At 49.4% G+C, this 17,482-nt stretch carries 13 protein-coding genes; 6 read left to right on the top strand and 7 right to left on the bottom strand.

Translation table 11 applies throughout. The features are described from left to right. A complete protein-coding gene (locus tag BUA93_RS04145) occupies positions 1–495 on the bottom strand; it encodes an SRPBCC family protein (RefSeq protein WP_139257751.1) in 495 nt (164 codons plus the stop codon). Between the two features lie 162 nt (positions 496–657). Here BUA93_RS04145 and BUA93_RS04140 point away from each other — a divergent pair, with 162 nt between their 5' ends. The 5 genes from BUA93_RS04140 to BUA93_RS04115 are packed head-to-tail and all read left to right on the top strand — an operon-like array spanning position 658 to position 7,280. After that, positions 658–1,620 carry a glycosyltransferase family protein gene (locus BUA93_RS04140; protein ID WP_072977678.1) on the top strand — a complete coding sequence of 321 codons (963 nt, stop codon included), beginning with the start codon at positions 658–660 and terminating at the stop codon, positions 1,618–1,620. Between the two features lie 21 nt (positions 1,621–1,641). Continuing rightward, positions 1,642–3,120: an oligosaccharide flippase family protein gene (locus BUA93_RS04135; protein WP_072977676.1), complete on the top strand. Its 1,479-nt coding sequence runs from the start codon at positions 1,642–1,644 to the stop codon at positions 3,118–3,120. Beyond that, a complete protein-coding gene (locus BUA93_RS15715; RefSeq protein WP_083597113.1) occupies positions 3,117–4,178 on the top strand; it encodes a glycosyltransferase family 4 protein in 1,062 nt (353 codons plus the stop codon). The genes BUA93_RS04135 and BUA93_RS15715 overlap by 4 nt, the downstream gene beginning before the upstream one ends. 48 nt (positions 4,179–4,226) lie before the next feature. Next, positions 4,227–5,261: a glycosyltransferase family protein gene (locus BUA93_RS04120; protein WP_072977671.1), complete on the top strand. Its 1,035-nt coding sequence runs from the start codon at positions 4,227–4,229 to the stop codon at positions 5,259–5,261. Positions 5,262–5,282: 21 nt separating this feature from the next. Further along, positions 5,283–7,280, top strand: a complete 1,998-nt coding sequence (locus BUA93_RS04115) for an LTA synthase family protein (RefSeq protein ID WP_254793839.1) — start codon at positions 5,283–5,285, stop codon at positions 7,278–7,280. A 30-nt stretch (positions 7,281–7,310) separates the two neighbouring features. On the opposite strand, the gene BUA93_RS04110 is transcribed toward BUA93_RS04115, so the two are convergent. Together BUA93_RS04110 and BUA93_RS04105 are read right to left on the bottom strand one after the other, a co-directional pair. Then, positions 7,311–8,195, bottom strand: coding sequence for a glucosamine inositolphosphorylceramide transferase family protein (locus tag BUA93_RS04110; RefSeq protein ID WP_083597112.1), 885 nt, complete (start codon positions 8,193–8,195; stop codon positions 7,311–7,313). A 4-nt stretch (positions 8,196–8,199) separates the two neighbouring features. Beyond that, complete coding sequence (locus tag BUA93_RS04105) at positions 8,200–10,785, bottom strand: MMPL family transporter (RefSeq protein WP_072978097.1); 2,586 nt, start codon at positions 10,783–10,785, stop codon at positions 8,200–8,202. On the opposite strand from BUA93_RS04105, the gene BUA93_RS15840 reads away from it, so the two are divergent. Continuing rightward, positions 10,739–11,920, top strand: a complete 1,182-nt coding sequence (locus tag BUA93_RS15840) for a glycosyltransferase family 4 protein (RefSeq protein ID WP_139257749.1) — start codon at positions 10,739–10,741, stop codon at positions 11,918–11,920. The genes BUA93_RS04105 and BUA93_RS15840 overlap by 47 nt on opposite strands. Before the next feature lie 12 nt (positions 11,921–11,932). On the opposite strand, the gene BUA93_RS04095 is transcribed toward BUA93_RS15840, so the two are convergent. From BUA93_RS04095 to BUA93_RS04080, 4 genes are all read right to left on the bottom strand, one after another. Then, positions 11,933–13,957 (bottom strand): LTA synthase family protein, encoded by a 2,025-nt coding sequence (locus tag BUA93_RS04095; RefSeq protein ID WP_072977667.1) that lies wholly within the window; start codon positions 13,955–13,957, stop codon positions 11,933–11,935. A 66-nt stretch (positions 13,958–14,023) separates the two neighbouring features. After that, on the bottom strand, positions 14,024–14,341 hold the full coding sequence (locus BUA93_RS04090) for a Dabb family protein (protein WP_072977666.1): 318 nt from the start codon (positions 14,339–14,341) through the stop codon (positions 14,024–14,026). Further along, positions 14,338–15,540, bottom strand: coding sequence for a glycosyltransferase (locus BUA93_RS04085; protein WP_072977664.1), 1,203 nt, complete (start codon positions 15,538–15,540; stop codon positions 14,338–14,340). The genes BUA93_RS04090 and BUA93_RS04085 overlap by 4 nt, the downstream gene beginning before the upstream one ends. 2 nt (positions 15,541–15,542) lie before the next feature. Continuing rightward, positions 15,543–17,453, bottom strand: coding sequence for a CHC2 zinc finger domain-containing protein (locus tag BUA93_RS04080; protein WP_072977662.1), 1,911 nt, complete (start codon positions 17,451–17,453; stop codon positions 15,543–15,545). Positions 17,454–17,482: the final 29 nt, after the last annotated feature.

Genomic DNA, 17,482 nt, shown 5'->3' with positions numbered 1-17,482 from the left:
TTATCCGGCGGTTGCGGATTGATGAATAGCGGAAAATCCTTGAGTCTGCTTCTTGCTTTCGATCGCAAGAAGTGCATCACGCGTATCCTTGCGGCTTGCGACGGCGTAAACAATGGAGGCGCTTGCCATTACCTTGGCAAACGTTTCTTCGGGAAAATCGCTAAAACCCTGGAAAGAGAATTCATCGTAGCAACCGGTCAGGTTGCCTTCGTCGGTGAATTCGTGGCTGGCGTTAAATCCGCGGAAGGGGCCCTTGTCAAGCCTCACCAAGATCTTTCCGTTGTTGATGGAGCTGATCTTTCCGGTCCAGCTGATTTTCCTGAATCCGACAACGACCGCGTAACGGACGATTTCGCCCGCTTCGAGTGCCTTGGGCAGCGTGTAATGGATGACGGGATTCTTTTCGATAGTCACGTTCATGGGTGCATATCGCATCGTCTCGAGCATGTTCGCTAGAGTGTATTCCTGCCATGAAGTCTGACTAAATTGAACCATATGCCGATAATTTAGAAAAAAAAGTATGGAATGGACAATGCGGATGTTTTTTTTGTGTTTTTTTGTTGCGGGATACTTCGACTCGACCTCTAGGGGAGGTTGTGTTTTTCGAAGCAAGAATTTCTAAATTTTAAACAAGTTTTGTAAAAGAAGGAAAGTCCTATGGTGAAGTTCTTGTATATTCTGGTGAGTAACGAGAAAGATATCTATTACGAACAAACTCTTGTTTCCGTGATATCCCTTCGCCATTACAATCCCGACGCTTTTGTATCGCTATTGGTCGATGACAAGACCGACAAGAGCCTGGTCGGGTTCCGTGCCGGAATCAAGGACCTGGTAAACGAATACAAGGTCATCACTTTTGATGAAAAAATGTCGAATATGGTTCGTTCCAGGTATTTAAAAACGAATATGCGCAATCATATCCATGGCGATTTCCTGTTTATTGATGGGGATACGGCGATTGTCGATAAATTGGATGTCAATTTGACGGATGCCAAAGGTAGTGTCTTTGCCGTTGTTGACATGCACGGTGGAGAAAATGACAAGTACCAGGTCAAGCACAAGAAAAATAATGCTGACAAGAACACGATGAATTTTTCGCTCTCCTTCCACGACAAGTATTTCAATAGTGGAGTTGTTTTTGCTAAGGATGACAAGCCTGCACGGGAATTCTTCTCTAGGTGGCATGAGTTATACCGGCAATGCGAAAAAAAGGATATTTTCACGGACCAGATTTCTTTTAACGAGACGAATCACCTCTTGAATCACCCCATTGTTGAAATGGACGGAGAATGGAATTGTCAGGTTCGCGAAGCATATAACCATCTGTACCGCGTAAAGACCATTTATCCGATTCTTTGCCGCTCCAAGATTCTCCATTTTTTCAGCACCGGAATAGATGGGAAAAGGGAGCCTCACCCGCTGATGAGAAAGGATTTCTTTGTCAAAATGAAGGAACAACAGTCCGTGGACGAGTCCATGCTGCAAGTCGTTCATAATGCAAGGGAATGTTTTTGGGGGGCACCCCGTGTGTTGGAAGAGAAATCTTCATTTCCGCTTTTCTTCCTGTATCGCCAATTTCCAAGGTTCAGCAAGCTTTTGAAATGGCTGGGCGTTATTTAAAATTTTCGCGTAGGAAACGGTATGGCCGATAATACCATTCAAACTGATCAAAAATTTTTGATGAAGGGTACTTTTTTTACGTTCCTGGGAATGGTTCTCAAGGTTCTCGCACCCATATTTACGATTGTCATCGCCCGTGTTTTTGGCAAGGAAATTTTTGGAATCTACGTTTCTACGCAATTGCTCGTGCTGACTTTATGCCGAGTGGCTGTTTTTGGTTTCGATTATGGCCTGCATCGCTATCTGCCACAAAATAAGGTATGCAATCGGCCGGAACATGACGGCATTGTCGGTTCGCTGCGGATTACCGCGTCGGTTGCGGTTCTGATAACGGTTGTCATCTGCGTCGGTTCTTTTTTCGGTTTGCATCGTCTGTCATCGGGGCTAGAAATGTTGTCCCCGCTAGAAATTTCTTTGTATGCACTTTCGATTCTTCCTTATTCTTTGCTAGTGCTTTTTGGTGGGGCCTCGGAAGGGAACCGTCGTCCCCAATACAAGATATTCATAAACGAATTTGCCTTGTCCTCCTTAGCTCCCATAATTGCATTGGGACTCCATTTTCTCCATTTTGAAGATCGGCTTTCGCTCCCGTTGGGGCTGTTTGTCGCCAATTTGCTGGGACTCTTTGTTTACATATTCCTCATGAACTATCAGTTCCCTAAATTGAAATGGTTCGTGAAAGATAAAATTCCACAAGAACTTCTCCGATTCTCTTTGCCAATCGGTTTTTCGGAAATTGTCGGTGCTTTCCTGCTGCGTGTGGATTTGTGGATGGTCCTTGCTTTGATTGGGCCGGAGGCGGCAGGTGTTTATGCGGTCATGGTGACAATCTCGAATGGTCTGAAGGTCATTCGTCGAAGCTACCAACCCATTTTGACTCCAGTAGTGGCAGGAATGTCCAAGGAACGCCTGGATACGGACCTGAAACCGGTGTATTCGTATTGCGTCTCAATGGTGACGTTGATTCAACTTGGAATTGGATTCTTTATCGTCTTGTTCCCGGAACAGGTGATGATGATTGCCGGTAAATCGTTTGTCAGCGAAGAGAGTCCGGTCGCCGTATTGGGTATCCTGATGATTGGGAACTTGATCAACGGACTTTTTGGTCTGTCCGGTTCTGTTATCAATGGCTTGGGGAAAAGCAGTTTTCTCTTCTTCTTGAATGTCGTATCCTTAGTTGTTGCCGTTGTCCTGAATTACATTTGCATCCCTCGAATGGGTATTGCCGGCGCTGCGTTGTCTTCGATGCTGTATCAAGTGATGCAATGTGTGTGGATGAACATCTATCTAAAGAGAATGGGGTATTGGCCCTATGAAAAATACCTGATTGTTCAAGGCATTTGGATTGCGGGCTTGACAGTCCTCTATATTGCCGTGAATACGGTCTGTTCGCTGAGCATTGTCGAAAAGGTTGTTGTTTTTGCTATCGCACTGCTGTTCATTTTGCTAACTTTCTGGAAGCAAGGCCTTTCACAAAAAAATTTCCATAAGAAAAAATGAAAAAAGAATCTAAAGTGAAGGTGTGCTTTTTCCCCGAGTTGGAAAATAGTACAAATCTGTTTTTAGCCAATCTTGTCCGATTGCTTGAACAAACGGGAAATTATGAATGCAGCGGATTTTATGATCTTGTGGGAAAGCGGTTGTCCCCATATCGCTGCGATGTTTTCCATTTTAACTGGTTCGATCAGTGTGAAAATTTTTCGTCTTTTGTTTATCGTCTTTTCGTATTGCTTCGAGTCATTGTTTCTGGGAAAAGAATTGTATGGACTGTCCATAATATAGAATCCCATGAGGTGCGGGCTCCATATAATCGTGTTTTGCGCTTTTTGCTGCTTCACTATTCGCATGTTATTCATGTAATGAGCGAAAAGAGTTTTGACATTCCCTATTTGCGAAGACAACTGCATAAGGTGAAGTTGATCCCGCATGGGGATTACTTTGAATCGTATCCGAAATCCAGCCTTGATGTGCGGGCGAAGTTTAAGATTGCAGAAAATGCTCCGATTGCATTGTTCTTGGGAGCCGTCCGCTATTACAAGAATGTAGATGTATTGATTAATGCGTTTGCTCAAATTCGAAAGACGAAGTTTCCTGAGGCGGTGCTGCTTATTTGCGGAAAGGCGAGCCCCAAGGATTATCAGGATGCATTGGAGGACAAGATATCAACGCAGGAAGGTGTTTGTTTTTCCCCGGAATTTGTTCCGAACGAAGAAGTCTATGCCTATTTGAAGAGTGCCGCTTTTTTGGTGACTCCCTATTCTTATCGGTCGTCATTGAATTCTGGGACGGCACTGATGGCCTGCTCCTACGAAAAAACGGTTGTGACTCCTGATATCGCCAATGTCGTGGATATCCAGAAGCAGTCGGAATGCCTGTATGTTTACCATTATGAGTCAAATCAGGACCATGAGAACGCTCTGGCTCAGGCTATGGTACAGGCGTTTCAAGATTATTATTCTGGAAAAATACGGGAGAAAGAACTTGCCGCAATGAACTATATGAAAAACAATTCGTGGAGTGCGCACCGCGATGAATGGATTTCTCTCTATAGGGTATAATGAAAAAACAAACGTTTATCATCTGAAGCAATTTTATATATTAGACATATGACCAAATACCTTTTTGTTCTGACCAGTTCCCCGAAGGATTTTTTTTGCGAACAGACGCTGGTGGCAATCGCCTCGCTGCGTGTGCATAACCCTGGCGCGTTCGTGACGCTCTTGACCGACGACAAGACGGCGGAAACCTTGGTTGGCCCGCGCGCAGTTTTGAAGGACGCTGTGGATGAACTCAAGGTGTTGACTCTTGATGAAAAATTCACACCGATGTTGCGGTCGCGCTACCTGAAGACGGTGATGCGCAACGTGGTTGACGGTGATTTCCTGTACATGGATTCCGACATCGCCATTGTGGGAGACCTTTCGATTCCCGAAGAATGGAAGGGCGGCATTTATGCGGTGCTGGACTTTCACACTAACCTTTCGAAGGCCATCAACCGCAAGAAGATCTTGAATAACGCGAAGATGATGGGCTTCTCGCCGATTCTGAACGACGAAATCTTTAACGGGGGCGTGATGTTTGCAGCAGACACTCCCGAAGCACGCAAATTCTTCGAAACTTGGCATGAGCTGTGGCTCTATTGCGTGTCCAAGAATTTCCCCTACGACATGGCGAGCCTCGCCGAGACGAACTTCAAGTTTAATTACATCACCAAAAAAATGCCTGGCGGCTGGAACTGCCAGCTGGCTTACGGCAACAGGTTCCTGCCGACGGCGAAGGTGTTGCATTTCTTCGGTTCGCGAATCATCGATACTCGCGGCCACAAGGTGCCTGCCAGCATGGACCTGTTCTTGCCGAAAATTTTGCGCAAGGACTTCTACACGAATCTTAAGAACATTCCGGTGAAGGTCAATGCCGACAAGAGCATTTCCATCAACGAATACTATGACGACGTGATTGCCCACGCCAAGGAAGAATTTGAATTCCAGACCCGCAAGGTGGGGGCCGCAGGCGCCTACATTATCCGCAGCTACGCCTTCGCCAAATCGCTTGCGTGGATTTACAAGAAAATGCCGTTCCTCGTGTTCCCTCTGAGAATTTTGGGAACGTTGCTGGGAAAGGATAATCGAGTCGTTCGCTAGTTTTATATTCAAGGAGTCTATGTGCGTTTGCTGAAAAATCCTTACCTTGCTTTGGCGCTTGTCGCCCTGTTGGTGCAGAGTGTTCTGTTGGAATTTTTCTACACCTTGCCCGACCCGCTCGGACTTTCGATGTCCGAAATGTTCGAAGGTAAAACGCTTTGGCAGATTTTTATGGCGTTTGGAGCCATCCTTGCGATGGCGGGCCTCTTTGGATTTGCCCGAGCGCCCCGCGGACTAGCTGTTTTCTATGCGCTGTATTTCTTCGTAGCGATTGTGGACTACGATGTATTTCGCTTTTCGCACCAGCGTCTTTCCTATTCGTTCTTGCGCACGTATTTCCATATTTCGAACATTACCGATGCCACCACGATTTCGACTCTGGGCGGTGATTTACTCGGAACGGTTCTTTGGTTGTCGATGGTCGGACTCTGTTTTGCCGGGGGAATTGCCTTTGTTGTTGCGTACACGCTTCGTCTGCGTGCGCGCCGTCGTACGCAAGTCCTCGACAATAGCAAGGGTCCCTGGAAACCGGAATCCAGAAAAGTCCCCTGGACGATGTTCGCTGTCGGTATGGCGTTGTCGCTCACTCCTCTGGTGTTGTTCCTTACGGGTGCCCGCGGGTGGATTGAAATTCCGGTGATTCACACGAAGGTGGAAATGCGTTTCACCTTAGGCAAGCATACGCTTACCGCTCCGATACTCCATATCGCGGCGGTGGAAACTTTTGAGTTTTTCCACGACAATACTAAAATCACCGATGAGCTGGTTGGCGACTTGGATGCCTTTTTATCAAAGGATTTCGTTGCGGGTCGCGCACACGCCCTGGATCTTCCGATGTATCGCAGTGCCCCGACACATGAATACAAGGCGAAGAAGCCTTATAACATCGTGTTCATCATGGGCGAATCGTTCAAGGGTCGCGTATTCAACAAGATGCTCGATGGGGACACGACCTTTGCACCCAACATATTTAAGCTGGCTAATGGCGGTTATTACGCCAAGGACTCTACAGGAAAAAGTCTCGGAGGTGGCCTCTGGTTCAAGCACGCCTTTAGCGGAGGCTATCCTACGGTGCGCGGCACAATGGCGACCTATATGGGTTTCCCCTCACATCCGAACCGCGATGTTCCCAGCTTTTATGCAGCAAACAAGTTCAAGGGATGGCCGGAGTTCCTGACAAATTATCAAAAAAAGTATATGACGGTATCGAATCCGATTTTCGACCACACGTTACCCTTTATCGAAAAGTTCTTCGGCAAGAACTGGTTCTTGCCTCAAGAGGTGACTGTTGCGGGCACTGTTGATAGTTTAGGTGCGGATAGGGCTATGGAACTGCTGAAAAGCCTGCCGACGGATAGCCCGTGGCTTCTTGTTTTCAATACGATTTCCTCCCATATTCCGTTCCACAACTATCCGGAAGCCTTTGCGGAAAAGCCTGACGATGCCATGGTGCGTTATCGTAATGCGGTTCGTTATACCGACAAGCAACTTGGGCGATTCTTTGATGCTCTTTCGACCCGTCCCGATTTTGAAAACACGGTGGTGTTTATTTTGGGAGACCACGATACTCCCGTGGATTCAGTGGATTATCTGGTGCCGCAACCGTTGGGACTGTCGGCTTCCCAGATTTTTATCGGAATTTTCTCGGCGGATTCTGCTCTCTTTAACGGTCTTACGGTGCGTGAAGATGTGGCCTCGCAACTGGATTTGGGCCCCACGATCTTTGATCTTGCGCAGGTACGCGAACCGAACCATTTCTGGGGGTATGACTTGCTGACTCAGGAACGCCCCGCAGGACAGCCTTCGGTATTCTTCTCCCAGAACTCCTACTACTTGGGATTCCGGGACCACGTGCTAGTAGGCGGCCTCGAAAACGAGGATGTTTACCGTGCTGCAGCTGGTGGCGAAAGCCCTTATACGATTACGACAGAACCCGCCGATCTCGAATGGAAAAAGAGGGCGGTCGGGGCGGCAAAAGCCGTACGTTCCGTACTCCGCAACGACATCATGATGCCGTAGAGTGGCGGCCTTGGGCGTTGTTTTTCTGATTTATTCTTTTACGAACAGGCGCCTAAAGAAGTTGATTATGCCGGCAGCTACCTTGTAGCGGTAGCCACGGCAATCGACGACCATGACGCCCTTGTACATGTTGAATGTATGGAACGCGACCTTCATCGTCGGGTGCGGAGATGACTTTCTCCACAATTCCTTGAATTCGAGACCGTCCGGTGTTTCCTCGATTTGCTGGAAGGATATGCCGTGGCCGTATTCAGTATTGCTTTCCTGGGCGGGGCGGTATTTCTTTCCTTTATATTCGAACCAGTCTCCGGCATTTCTGGCAATTTTTTCGGGAAAGTGATATTCCTTCACCTTGACATACTTTCCGGCATCGTCTGTTTCGTACACGCCTAAAGTGGAACCGTTTGGATCAGGAATTTCCGTAGAATAAATCTGCTTCTTGCCGAATAGTTCCGTATAAATCGCATCTGTCAGGAGCGCTTCGCTGATAGGCCTTGCGTTTACCAAGGCGGGTTTTTCTAGATCCAAGTCGTATAGTTTCAGGCCACCACCCTTGAAATTTTCAGGGTAGACGAGGATCTTGCCGTCCCTGCGGATAATGGCCGGAAAGCTGAGATGCGAATCCAATTCCAGGATTGTATCCACTTTAAGGAGCTTGTTGCTTGCCTTGTCCACCGTGAGCATCGCAAGGCGTCCCCGTTTATGGGGATAGTAGTATTCTTCCACCAAGACGTATATCTTGTCGTCCGTAACATCGAGAATGAAGGGGTCGGCAAACCAGCGGTCCCTGCATTCATGTTCCAGCCACCTGATTTTCAAGGGTTCGCCGTCGATGACTCCATCCAAGGTGTTTTCGACAAAGCCGATGTTCCAGACACCTTGCATGATGCTACGGTATAGCTCGATGAACTTCACGCGACTACTCCTTCTTAAGGATCTTGCCGCACAGGAACATCGAGAATATAATGCTTGCAATCAGGAAAATGAAAATGCTCATGCAGGCAAGGTCTCCGATTCCCTTCAATCCTTTGTGGGTGGTAAAGAGGAATCCCACGAAACCGGCAATAGTCGTCAAGGAGCTGGCCATCACGTTTCGTGCCGTTGTATCCATCAATCGGCGAAGAGTCATGGTCTTGTCGGAATTCCAGGCAGTCACCAGGTGAATCGTGGCGTCGATACCGATACCCAATGTCATAGGAATCACAATCACATTATAAATGCTTATCTTGCCGTAGTCGAACGTCCCGTTGAGGAACCCTAGCAATCCTAAGGTAAGGAGAATGCCCATGCCGAAGGGAATGCAACCCACAAGGAAAATCTTCGGCTTTCTGAACGAGATGAGAAGTGTGCCGAAAATAACGAGAATGATTACGATCGCCAAGTTGAAACTGTCTTCTTTCACGGAAGAAATCACATCGGAAAGAATAAACTGCGACGAGAAGGTGCGGAGTTTTTCGCCGTCAAAATTCCAGTGCCCGTAACGTTCCTGGAAACGGTGGAGCGCCTTTGCGTCCCAGCTGGGGAAGTCTCCGTAGATAAAGCCAATCTTGCCGTAGGATCCGTCCTTTTCGCGAACGATATCTAGAATCCAGCTGGGAAGATCTTCTGGCGCAAAGGTCCTTTCGACCATGGCCAGTTTTCTTAAATTGGCAATGTTGACGGAATCTTCTCCTTCGGCTCGGTCAAATACGCGAGCCTCCACCAGGTCGCGGATTTCCTCGATGATTTCAAGACGCGCTTCCTGCGAATCCTTGGGCGGAATGAAACTCTTGAGCGTTATAAAGCTGCCCAACATGGAATCCTTTTCCACATTGAGTCGATACATCAGCGTGTCGTAGAGGCGGTCGAGCTGTGAGACCTTGGAGCCCATGACTGCGGCCGGCGTGGAGGTCTTGGCCTTGTAGCTTGCACGGGTCACTTTAGTGGAAATCTTGTTGTGCTGGACCGTCTTGACCGTAGAGGCTCGGCGAAGGTTCTTAAGGTTATGCTCGAAATCCACTTGTGGGGCGAAATAGAGGGAAATGGCGCCAAGAATAAAGCCGATAATGGCGGCGACCTTGAAGAACTTGAAAATTTTGGCTTCTGTCCAGGCTTTCGGGAAGAAACTGTTGTCCGGAGCCTTGGGAATGCCTCCCATGCACTTGATGAATACCGGGAGCACCAAGATGGAGGTGAGCATACTGAAGAAAACACCTGCCGATGCTACAACGCCAAATTCGTAGAAACCCTTGAAATGTGCCGCAAGCAAGGTGAGGAATGCTGCGATAGTGGTGAAGCTTGCCAAGATAAACGGCTTGAGCATACGCTTTTGGGCTTCTTCAAGGACTTCTTCCAGAGAGGCCTTCTCGCGCAACAGTTTCTGGGCGGTTCCTAACATGTGGATGGAATAGTCGATACCAATTCCCAGGATGATGGAGGCCACAAAGACCGTAAACGGATTCAGCTTGCCGTAGAACACGGCTGTGAAAGCGAATGTCGGAATGCAGGCGTACAGCACGGAGCTGGTTACAAGAATCGGCCCCTTGATTCCTCTAAAGAAATAGGATGTCAGAAGGATGATCAAAACCAGGCTGATGCCAAAGGAGAATATACTGTCGTTGGCGACTTCGTCAACTTCCTTAAGTCCTTCGTATGTACCGTCTACGGTAAAACGGGTGGGAATGGCGAAAGTTTTTCCGTTGAAATGCTGGAGTAGGGAATCCGTGCGTGCAAGAATGTGGGTGACAAATTCGTAATCCGTAGACGGCTTGATGAGTTTTGCGTTCACAACGCCGTTGAACAGGATTTTTCCCGTGCTGTCTGGGTGCGGGCAACCGATGAGACGTGATTTCAGGTGGGCCGGTACAGGGTCTTTCGGATGCCATTCATCCTTTTGGTCCTGTTCGGAACCAAGCTTGGCTTTTATAATGAAAGAGGCAAAAGCTCCAATGGCTTCGTCCGGAAGGCCGAGCTCCTGCGGCAGATTTTCGTCGAACCAGATGCGTTCTTTCTTTTCGGTAGTTTCCGCAGGAGCGTCTCCCAACAAGTCCACAACGAGTGGGCCGTTCTTTCGGCCGATTTCCAACTGAAGATCTTCCAGGTTGTTACGGATGCGCTCCAAATGGAATACGGGCAAATAAAGAAGGGCGTTGTCCTTGAAGAATTGGTTGTCTTCGTCTTTTTGCGTTGAGACGAAGTCGCCTTGCCAACGGGAATGAATATAGTTCTCGATGGAATCCTGCATTGCCGCCACGATTTCAGGGTCTTCGCTCTGAATGGCGATTGTAAAGCGGTCTGTGCTACCAAAACGCTGGTAGGATTCTTGTAGGGCGAGGACGCTCGGTGTTTCGTCGGGCAGCAAGTGAGAAAGGTCTGCGTCCAATCGAAGGCCGGGTTTAACGAAGATGGGGAATGCACATAGTGCCGCAAGCAGGAAATAGAATGCCAGAGCTTTGAATTGATGCTTACAGATCAGCGGAATGTACCATGCTGAAAATTTTTCTTGCAAGGATTTCTTTGTAGTCATAGACAAAATATATAAAATATTGGCGTGGACACTCGTTTTTACTAGATTTACTTTTATGAAAATAATGATTATTCTTAACCGAATCGCCCGCGGTGGCGGGGAAAATGTGGCGGTACAACTCGCTAATCAGTTTTCTCGAATGGGACACGAAATTTTTTTCGTCAGTAACAAGGGACGAAACGACATATCCGATTTTTATCCTATCGAAGAGAATGTTCAAATTCTCCCTTGTTTCCGTCATTATTTTCCCTTGAAGATTTTTAGCCTTCGTCGAACCATAAAAAAGGAAAATCCCGATATCATTATCGGAATAATGCCGGATTCTACATTTTACACCTATCTGGCCGCCTTGGGACTCCATAAAATCATCATTTCGTCAGACCACAGTTCCTTTGAAAAGAATCCTTATTCCCAAAGGCATCTTTTCCCGTATCTTCTCAAGTTCTACTTCAACGCCGTTTACGATTGCGTTACTGTTTTGACAAAAACGGACTACGATATCGTCGTCAAGAAGTTCCGGAGAACGGAGGTGATGCCGAACCCCCTTTCGATGCAGCCTGCTGAATCGATCCGCGTCAACAGAAAAAAGCGAATTCTTGCTGCCGGACGGCTGAATATCTGGCACTGCAAGGGTTTTGACATTCTCATCAAGGCATGGGCGAAAGTCCAGGAAAAATATCCTGACTGGGTTGTAGAAATTGCCGGCGAAGGTGAAACCGGACGCCAGTATTTGGAAGGTCTTATTGCCGAAAAACACTTAGAAAATAGAGTCATCCTTTCCGGATTCCATCTGAATATCAAGGATTTCTTCAGTGATTCCGAAATATTCGTTCTCAGTAGCCGCTACGAAGGTTTCGGTATGGTTCTCATCGAAGCCATGTCGCAGGGGGCAGCCTGTATCGCCTGCGATTATAAGGGCCGTCAGAGGGAAATCATCCAGGACGATTCTCAAGGCTTATGTGTGGAGTGCGAGAACGAAGAGGCTCTGGCAGGTGCCCTTTCGAGAATGATCGAGGACGAAGGTTACCGCAGGCAAGTCCAAGAAAACGGGTGGAAGCGTTCCCATGATTTCACCCCGGATAAAATCGGGGAAAATTGGATGCGTCTTCTTGGAGAATTGCAGAAGCGCCGGTAACGCACTTAAGATTTAAAGCCCGTGTTCGAGCGAGTAATCTGAAATTTTGAGCAAAGTGTCGAGGTATCCCGACAGGCGACTTTCAACTTCTGAAAGTTTTCCCGTGAGTTCGTTTTCTTGACGCAAGTCATCGTCTGCGAAAAGATGAGTTTCTTGCTTGGCGGGGAACTTTGCGATAAGGCGATAGCCGTTAAGCCCGATGGCCGCATATCCGCCCGAGTAAGCCCCGAGGGAAAGCCCGGCGCTATCCCCTCTTAACAAGTTATGTCCCATAAAAATGTTCGGTACTGCAAGTCCGGCAAGTTCAAGTACGGTGGGAGCAATGTCAATTTGTGCTGCGGTTGTCGTGTCGCGAACGGCGTCCAGCCCTTTTCCGTGAATAAAGAACGGAATCCAGCTGATGTTCGAAAAACCGCCGCCGCTCATCGTTGAGACGCCATTTTCGCCCAGGGGGAATCCGTGGTCCGCCATGATGATGACATAGGTGTTCTTGTACCATTCCTCGTTTTCGACGGCGCGGATAAAGCGGGCGAGTTGTCTGTCGGCGTAACCCATGGTCACATTGATGCGTTCCTGCAACGGTCGGTTCTTTTCTTCGTCGGTCATGCCTGCAGCAAAGTTGAACGGATAGTGGTTGGAACGGGTCATGAGGGTCGCGAGGAAGGGCTTGCCTTCTTTGGCGAGGGTGTCGCGCACGTATTCGATGGCATTGTCCATGAAGGTGGAGTCATCCTCGCGATTGCGGTTGTAGTGCTGCGCGGTGTACCACTTTGCCATCCACACGCCCAAGTTATCCCAGGCGGGGTCCGCTGCCGACATGTAATGCGTGCTGTATCCGTTTTCGGTGAGGACCGAGACGAAACTCGGTAGGGTTACGTGGGCCAGGTCGGTGGCTTGCTGAAGGCGGGAGTGGTGGGGAATGCCGATATGCGTTGAAAGGACTCCGCCTGTTGTGGGGACTCCGCTCGTATGCATGCGCATCCACACGTGAGAATGGGCGGCGAGTGAATCCATGAAGGGTGTTGGGCTAGGTTGAATTTGTGGATTCATGTAGCCCGTGTTGAGCCCCCGCTGTGATTCCATGAGGACCAGGATGAAGTTCGGCTTCATCTCGCGCTGGGCGGCAAGTTTTTCGCTGTTCACAAGTTCTGTGCTAGGGACACGGTAGAGCGGGAGAGCATTTCCTTCCTTGGCATCGGAGAAAGTCCAGTTGGAATCACCTTCGACTTGTTGCCACAGGTTTTGGTAGGCGGTTTTGTAGGCGCTCAAGTCTGCTTCGGAAAGTCCGGGGGCCCTTTTTGCTGCGAACAGGTCGTTGTAAATCAGCGATACAACCGGACGGAGTTTATCCATACGGGAACTGCCAGTCCATATAAAGTAAACGTACGAGTAAGAGGCAATGTAGAATACGAGCATCGCAATGACGGATTTCTTGATGTAGAAACCTTCGGTAGGGCGATACCATCTGCAAAGTAGCTTGTAGATTCCGTAAGTCAGCGGAAGCATCAGCGCAAGCACGACGAACTGCAAGTAGGGTACGGACAGGTCGTTTGCCACGTAGTCGTAGAACACGATGATAGAAGAGGTGTCCTTGTAGGTGTCCACGAGACCGAATGTCAGGTGCCCGCCCAGGAATCGCTGCGTTTCGTTGTCGAGTAGTGTCAATAAAAGAATGACGGTATGGAAGACCGCATAGAGAACGGTGGTGACTTTCGCGACCGTTTTTCCTTTTGTTCCGACAGCTCCATTACTCCCGATTCCCTTGGAGCCGCCCGCGATGCGCAGGGCGATTCCGCCAAGAATCAGGAATACGACGAGCGCATTCGCAATCCACATGAAGTCGATGCATACCGCATGGAAAATGAACCAGTCCGGTTTCGATACGAACGGGAATCCATAGGGGTTGCTTCGGAACAGGAGCATTACGCGGAGCAGAATGTGCGTAAACCACGCCGCAAGCGAAATGAGTACAAGGTTTTGCAATGGGGCAAGACCTTTCCCAACGGCCTTCAGTAAGTATGCGATCGATTTCATCATAAGTTTTCTGTGGATGAATCCTGTCGGCACCCAAGGCGCCGTCTTAGGTAGCTAGTATCTTCTTGCTTAAAATTCAAAGTCGACGGCGCGGCGCTCGGTCACGACCTTCTTGACGAAGGTGACGATGGCGAGGTGCTCTGGGTGGTTCTGGTAGATGTCGAGGGCTGCCTTGGTATGGAATGTGGTGTCGAGGGCTACATCGTATTCAATGTCGCCGTTACCGGTTTCGGCCTTGTTGAAATTCAGGCCCGATTCAATGCTCAACAGGCCTGGGATCTTTCCTGCGAGCGCATGGAAGGCGTCGACCATTTTCTGTCCGTTTTCCTTGGCGGTGGCGCCTTCGGCTTCAGCTTTCAATTTCCAGAATACGATATGACGAATCATTTTTTCCTCTTTTGGTTGTAAATGAGCTTGTAAAGTTCTAGCTGGCGCTTGAAACAGTCTGCCCAGCTGAATTTTTCGGCATAGGCGCGAGCGTTCTGTTTCATCGTGGCCATGTCGGAATGGTATAGTTCGACGATGGCGTCGGCGAGCGCCTGTGGAGTGCGTTCCTTCAAGACAACTCCCGCTCCAGATTCGCGGATGTGTTCGGCTGCGGCTCCCGTCGAGGCACCGATCTGCGCATTGCCGCAGGCCATACTTTCGAGAATCGAAAGTCCGAAGGTTTCCCAGCCTGAAAGGGCGAGTCCGAGGTCAACGCTCGCGTAATGCCTCGCCATTTCGTCGATGGACGAAATGAATCCCGCGTATTGGATGTGCGGATATTTTTCAACGGCTTCCTGCACTTGAGTCAAGTACGGTCCCGTACCAGCAAAGACGAGTGCCGGTTCGCATCCGAGTTTTTCGCAGAGAATGGGGTAGGCGCCGAGTAAAAGCTCAATTCCTTTTTCTTCGCAGAACCGGTGCGGGAAGAAGATCGTAAGCCTGTCGGGTTTGCCGTCTTTCAGTTTTTGAACCAAAGTTTCGTCACGTTTGGCGGGCGAGAACATCTGGATGTCGCAACCGAGCGGAATCCAGTGGCTTGTCGGAAGCTTGTGCCTGTCGAGCCGCTTCAAGACTTCGTTGCAGGAAACTTGGATGCCGTCGAAATGCCTGAATTCCTGACGAGCGTACCAGAAAGCGACGTTCTTGCTCAGATTGCCGAGTGCCTTGCCGAACTTATTCGTGACGGGGCGCTGCACGTAGGTAATCGGGAAATCCGCATGCCAAAAACTCAGCAAGACGGCTTCGGGGACAATCTTTTTGGCGGCCCTGCGAACCACGGTCGGGAGCAGGTAGGGCGAACCGACTTCGATGACTTGAGGCTTGTATTTGGCAAGGACAGGCTCAATTTGCGACGGTTTCCAAATAAAGCGGTATTCCCATTTACCCGGAAAACGAAATGCCTCGACATGTTCGATAATCAGGCTTTCGCTTCTTTTTTCGGTAAAGGTCTTGGAATCCGGCATCACGAACACGGAAAGAACCTGGTCTGTTGTTTCCGAAGATAAGTTCTCGTAAAACGCCATCTTTTGTAGGTGGTACCGTCGGACGCCTCCGCCGGAGGGGCTCCAGAAGTTGTTGAAATCGACGATAGTAAACATTACTAGCCGTTATTCTCGATGTTCCAGGGCTCTTCCTGCATCCTGTTCGAAAGCGGATCGATGGAGAGTGTTCCCTGGTACAGCTGATTGTTGCCAAGACGCTTGGAATCTACGGTGAGGAACAGGTTGCCGCCCTTGGATTCAAGCCAGTAAATGGCATCGGAATCGCGGAGGTATGCTCTGGGTCCGACAAGTCCCTGTTCCGAGTCGACGAGCTCGCCGCCAACAAAGATGGGTATGTCGAGCGCCTTGTAAAGATCCAGGACAACAGAGGAACGGCGTTCGTGAATGTCCGAAAGGTCCACATGGTCCGAAACTTTCAGATGGTCAATTCCATCGATGATGACGACTAGGTTCGGGTGTTCCCTGACTTCTTCTTTCAGGGTGTTCAGCAGTTCCTGGTTGTCGAACGCGGGCTGGTCTTCCCAGATTTCCAGTCGGTTGTTGCGCACGAATGCCATCAGGTCGCGGGTTGCTTCCAGAATCTTCTGGTTCACCGCTTCGTCTTCGCTTTGCTTGCGAACGGTCAATACCGATTCACCGATAAGCATGGCGACGAGCCTGTCGAAAATCTGGCGGCGCGGAGTTTCAAGTGCAACGTAGATCAGTTTCAGTTTCGGGTTGCTCTGGAGCAGGTCGAGAGCGAAACTGGAGAGTAGCGTAGTCTTGAGACCGAACGGCTTGGACGAAACGTAGAAACAGCCTGACTGGATACCGTCAATTTCCTGCGTGAGTTTCGGGAAAGTGTTGAGTGCGTATCCGACGCTGACGTCCGGAGGACATCCCATGGCGGTATCAAAGTTTTCCTTGATGTCCTGCAACAGCATAGAACGACGGTGGGTATGCACCGTGTCCTCTTCGGTCTGGGCAACGAGCGAAATCAACTGGTCGGCACCGTTCTTGCGCACGACTTCGTCGACGGTTTCGCCCTTCGGAAGCACAATCGATTTGAAACGCAGATCCTGCTGTTCCGCCATTTTCAGGTATTTCTGGATACGGAATTCCTGTTCTCTGCGGTCGAGCTCTCGACGGAGAATGACCGTGACCGATTCTGCACCGCAAGCCTTGAGCTTGTAAAGGTGGCTCAGCGAAAGTTCCTGGTACATGGTCGAAACCACTCCCGGAATACCGGCGAGGTCGGCGGTGAGTGCGTCGAAGAATCCTTCGACAATCACGGGTTTGCTAATGTCAGGCTGGATGTTGAAAGGAATGTCGCTCGGGCCCGATGCGTAAGAAATGTAACGGTGCGGACTGTCGGTGTCATCGAGGACGCGCCCGTAAACGGAGTGGATCAGCCCCTTGGAATTGCGTGCGGGAATGGTGATGCGCGGCTCGTGGTAAGCTTCGAGGTTGTCCAGGTAGAAACTGATCTGGTGACGCTCGATACCCGACATCATGCAGTAGCTGATAAACGGTTCGGGATCGCCGCTATAATAGCCGAGACCGTAGAGCTGCGCCTGTCCGATGTTCCATCCGCGTGCAGCAAGGAACTCTGCCGAAGAAGGGCTCCTGCAAGCGGCCCAATGGCAGTAACGGACGAAGTTCTCGAGGACTTTAGATTTTTCGCCACCGATTTCTTTGATCCAGGGGTGTTCTTCCTGCGTTTGCTTGCCCTGGTCGGATTCGAGGGTCCCTAAAAAGTCTACCGCTTCAGCTCGGGCGGCGGGTTCTTCCATGCCGTTGAAACGGCTGCGCATCACGAATTCAACAAGGTCGCCCTCGCTTCCGCATTGCAGGCAACGGTAACGCCAGTAACCCAGGGCGTCGTAAAAGAACAGGGATGTTTCTTCCGGGGAATGGAAGGGGCAGCATGCAATCAGGTTTCTGCCCCAACGGCTGAGAGGAATTCCCAGCTGACGGGGGTGGGTCTTTGCACGCATGATGATTCCGGCATGTTCTTGATCGATAAGCATAAGAGACCTCTTTTTTCAATTAGATAATC

It is taken from the genome of Fibrobacter sp. UWH4, from assembly GCF_900142475.1.
In the GTDB taxonomy this organism is placed as follows: Bacteria; Fibrobacterota; Fibrobacteria; order Fibrobacterales; family Fibrobacteraceae; genus Fibrobacter.
The sequence above is the reverse complement of the archived record's forward strand: the minus strand, read 5'-3'. Positions and strand labels throughout refer to the sequence as shown.

What these genes read in the sequence shown, in the direction of transcription:
- BUA93_RS04145 (WP_139257751.1), bottom strand. Translation starts at nt 495, where the DNA reads ATGGTTCAATTTAGTCAGACTTCATGGCAGGAATACACTCTAGCGAAC.
- BUA93_RS04140 (WP_072977678.1), top strand. Translation starts at nt 658, where the DNA reads ATGGTGAAGTTCTTGTATATTCTGGTGAGTAACGAGAAAGATATCTAT.
- BUA93_RS04135 (WP_072977676.1), top strand. Translation starts at nt 1,642, where the DNA reads ATGGCCGATAATACCATTCAAACTGATCAAAAATTTTTGATGAAGGGT.
- BUA93_RS15715 (WP_083597113.1), top strand. Translation starts at nt 3,117, where the DNA reads ATGAAAAAAGAATCTAAAGTGAAGGTGTGCTTTTTCCCCGAGTTGGAA.
- BUA93_RS04120 (WP_072977671.1), top strand. Translation starts at nt 4,227, where the DNA reads ATGACCAAATACCTTTTTGTTCTGACCAGTTCCCCGAAGGATTTTTTT.
- BUA93_RS15840 (WP_139257749.1), top strand. Translation starts at nt 10,739, where the DNA reads ATGTACCATGCTGAAAATTTTTCTTGCAAGGATTTCTTTGTAGTCATA.
- BUA93_RS04105 (WP_072978097.1), bottom strand. Translation starts at nt 10,785, where the DNA reads ATGACTACAAAGAAATCCTTGCAAGAAAAATTTTCAGCATGGTACATT.
- BUA93_RS04095 (WP_072977667.1), bottom strand. Translation starts at nt 13,957, where the DNA reads ATGATGAAATCGATCGCATACTTACTGAAGGCCGTTGGGAAAGGTCTT.
- BUA93_RS04090 (WP_072977666.1), bottom strand. Translation starts at nt 14,341, where the DNA reads ATGATTCGTCATATCGTATTCTGGAAATTGAAAGCTGAAGCCGAAGGC.
- BUA93_RS04085 (WP_072977664.1), bottom strand. Translation starts at nt 15,540, where the DNA reads ATGTTTACTATCGTCGATTTCAACAACTTCTGGAGCCCCTCCGGCGGA.
- BUA93_RS04080 (WP_072977662.1), bottom strand. Translation starts at nt 17,453, where the DNA reads ATGCTTATCGATCAAGAACATGCCGGAATCATCATGCGTGCAAAGACC.